Below are 2,414 nucleotides of genomic sequence, written 5' to 3'. Positions count from 1 at the left end.
ACCTTTCGCACAATTTCCAAAGGCTTGAATTTTGTATACAAAATTTACATACACATAAAGCAATCTACCCGATGCAATGTTACCGTTGCCACCTCACACAGGTCGGAGACGTGCGCGTGTTGATCCTTAAACTGCTGGTGATTCCAGGCTTTCTGCTACTGATTTCCCTGGCTGGCAAACGCTGGGGGCCGAGCGTGGCCGGTTGGTTGTCGGGGTTGCCGGTGGTGGTCGGGCCGATTCTGTTGTTCCTCGCCCTTGAACAAGGCGAGGCGTTCGCTGCGCAATCGGCCACCGCTGCGCTGTCGGCGATGTTCGCGATGATTGCGTTTTGCGTGACCTACGCCCAGATCGCGCAACGGGCCGGGTGGCCGCTGGCGTTGCTGATCTCGCTGTCGGTCTGGGCGCTGGTGGCGATTGCCCTGTCGCTGATCCCGGCATCCCTGGTGTTTTCGGTGTGCGCCGCCGCCACCGCGCTGCTCGCCGCACCGTACCTGTTCCCCGCCGTGCAACCGGTGCTCAATGGCCCGGCGCCGAAATCCGACAAGCTCCTGCTGCGCATGCTGGCCGGTGCATTGCTCACGCTAGTCGTGACCCTGCTGGCCAGCACTATCGGCGACCGCTGGAGCGGCCTGCTGGCGGTGTTCCCGGTATTGGGTAGYGTGATGGCGGTGTTCTCCCAGCAAACCCGTGGCCCGGCCTTTACCGCMGCGTTGCTGCGCGCCACCGCCACCGGCATGTACTCGTTCGCCGCCTTTTGCCTGGTGTTGGCGCTGGCCCTGCCGACGATGGGAATGAACGCTTTTGTGCTGGGCATCGCGGTGTCGGTGGCCATGCTGGGTGTGACCAAACGCCTGCTGGCGCGGCCGGCCGGTCCGACGACACACACTGAAGGCGCTGCCATCAAACGCTAGGCTGCATCGGGTCATCGGGATGTCCTCAGTATAGGTGGGTGCCCGGCCAAGGTGACCGCTCGGTAGAGCACGCTGGAATGCATCACAACCTCCATGGGATGATCGCGCCCCACCGCGCGCCCATCCCTGGAGATTCCGATGTCATTGTTGAGTAAAAAAGCCCTTGTCCTGCTGCTGGCAGCCGCTACCGGCCTGGGGGCTTTGAATGCGCAGGCCGCCAAGGCCGCTTCCAGCGATGCGCCCGCCCAGAAAGTCTCGATGCTCGGCGGCAAGTTCACCTTCAACCTGCCCAAGGGTTTCATCGCCAACCCGCTGCCGGCCAGCCCGGAGGGTGCGAGCGGCACCCTGTACAGCAATGAAACCACCAAGACCGTGGTGATCGCCGCTGAAAACACCCTGCCCAACAGCATCAGTGTCAAGGACAACGACGGCGCGTTCCTCGACGGCACCGTGGCCGACTTCGATTCGGCGCAACACAAGTCCCTGCCCGACTACAACAAACTGAGCGAGAAAAGCCTGACCCGGAAAACCGGGCTGGGCCTGCGCCAGGTCGACGGCACTGCCACACAAGGCGGTGGCATGACCCTCACCACCACGCTGATGGCGGCATCCGGCACCCGCATGGCGGTGATCCAGGTGATTTCCCGTCCCGGCGACATGGCGGCCCACGAAACCCTGATCAAACAGATCGTCAGCGCAAAATAAGGCTCAGGGGTTGAGACGCTGCAACCAGGCGCTCAAATCCTGGATCTCGTCGGCGCTGATGTTGTGGCCGACACCGGGATAGCCGTGAAACTCGGGCTCGAGCGACACGCTCTGCAGCAGGCTGTTGGCTTCAGTGCCGTCGCTGTAGGGAAGGCGTTTGTCCTGCTCGCCATGACCGATGAAAATCGCCAGCGACTGGCGTTTTTCATCCGGCACAAGCTCGGACTTGAGCACCGGCAGAATCCGCCCGCTCAACGCAGCGATGCCACCGAACGCCTCGGGATACCGCAGGCCCACTTCGTAGGACATGATCGCGCCCTGGCTGAAGCCGACCAGGAACACCTTCTCGGGTTCGGTGTGATATTTCTTCGTGGCCTGTGCGACGAATTCCAGCAGCAACTGGCCGCTGGATTTCAGATCATCGGTCTCGCCGTTGTAGGCCCCTTCACCCTTCTTGCGAAACCACTGGTAACTGCCCTCCTGCATCACAATCGGCGCTCGTACCGACAGGTAGGTGTAGGACTCGGGCAAGTCATCCTTGATGCCGAACAGGTCCTGCTCGTTACTGCCGTAACCGTGGAGGAAAATCACCAGGGGTTGATGGTTCGAATCGGCGTTGGCCTGTTCCAGGTATTTGAGCGGCAAGTCGGTTTGCAGCGGGGTTTGGGCGTGGACGACAGTAGATGCCAGGAGCGTAAGCAGCGCGAGAATCTTCAACATGGGTCTTCCTTCACGGAATGCAGGATTCGGGGAAGAGCCTAACACTGGTCAGTAGGCAGAGGCATCTCTAGCGTGGCG

Annotated in this window: 3 protein-coding genes; 2 read left to right on the top strand and 1 reads right to left on the bottom strand. The window is 61.4% G+C overall.

Going from position 1 to position 2,414, the window contains the following annotated elements; translation table 11 throughout:
• The first annotated feature begins 116 nt into the window (after window positions 1-116).
• Both ACXRVY_RS24440 and ACXRVY_RS24435 read left to right on the top strand, forming a co-directional pair.
• Window positions 117-911 (top strand): hypothetical protein, encoded by a 795-nt coding sequence (locus ACXRVY_RS24440; RefSeq protein ID WP_223463043.1) that lies wholly within the window; start codon window positions 117-119, stop codon window positions 909-911.
• A 138-nt stretch (window positions 912-1,049) separates the two neighbouring features.
• Window positions 1,050-1,616 carry a DcrB/PsbP domain-containing protein gene (locus ACXRVY_RS24435; RefSeq protein WP_223463044.1) on the top strand — a complete coding sequence of 189 codons (567 nt, stop codon included), beginning with the start codon at window positions 1,050-1,052 and terminating at the stop codon, window positions 1,614-1,616.
• A 3-nt stretch (window positions 1,617-1,619) separates the two neighbouring features.
• Here the strand turns inward: ACXRVY_RS24435 and ACXRVY_RS24430 are convergent, their stop codons facing one another.
• The gene (locus ACXRVY_RS24430; protein WP_223463045.1) at window positions 1,620-2,336 is read right to left on the bottom strand and encodes an alpha/beta hydrolase; all 717 of its coding nucleotides are present in this window, start codon (window positions 2,334-2,336) and stop codon (window positions 1,620-1,622) included.
• Window positions 2,337-2,414: the final 78 nt, after the last annotated feature.

This window comes from Pseudomonas sp. P5_A2_2 (genome assembly GCF_054177685.1).
Note: the sequence above shows the minus strand (reverse complement) of the source record. Positions and strands in the feature narration are given on the sequence as shown.

What these genes read in the sequence shown, in the direction of transcription:
- ACXRVY_RS24430 (WP_223463045.1), bottom strand. Translation starts at nt 2,336, where the DNA reads ATGTTGAAGATTCTCGCGCTGCTTACGCTCCTGGCATCTACTGTCGTC.
- ACXRVY_RS24435 (WP_223463044.1), top strand. Translation starts at nt 1,050, where the DNA reads ATGTCATTGTTGAGTAAAAAAGCCCTTGTCCTGCTGCTGGCAGCCGCT.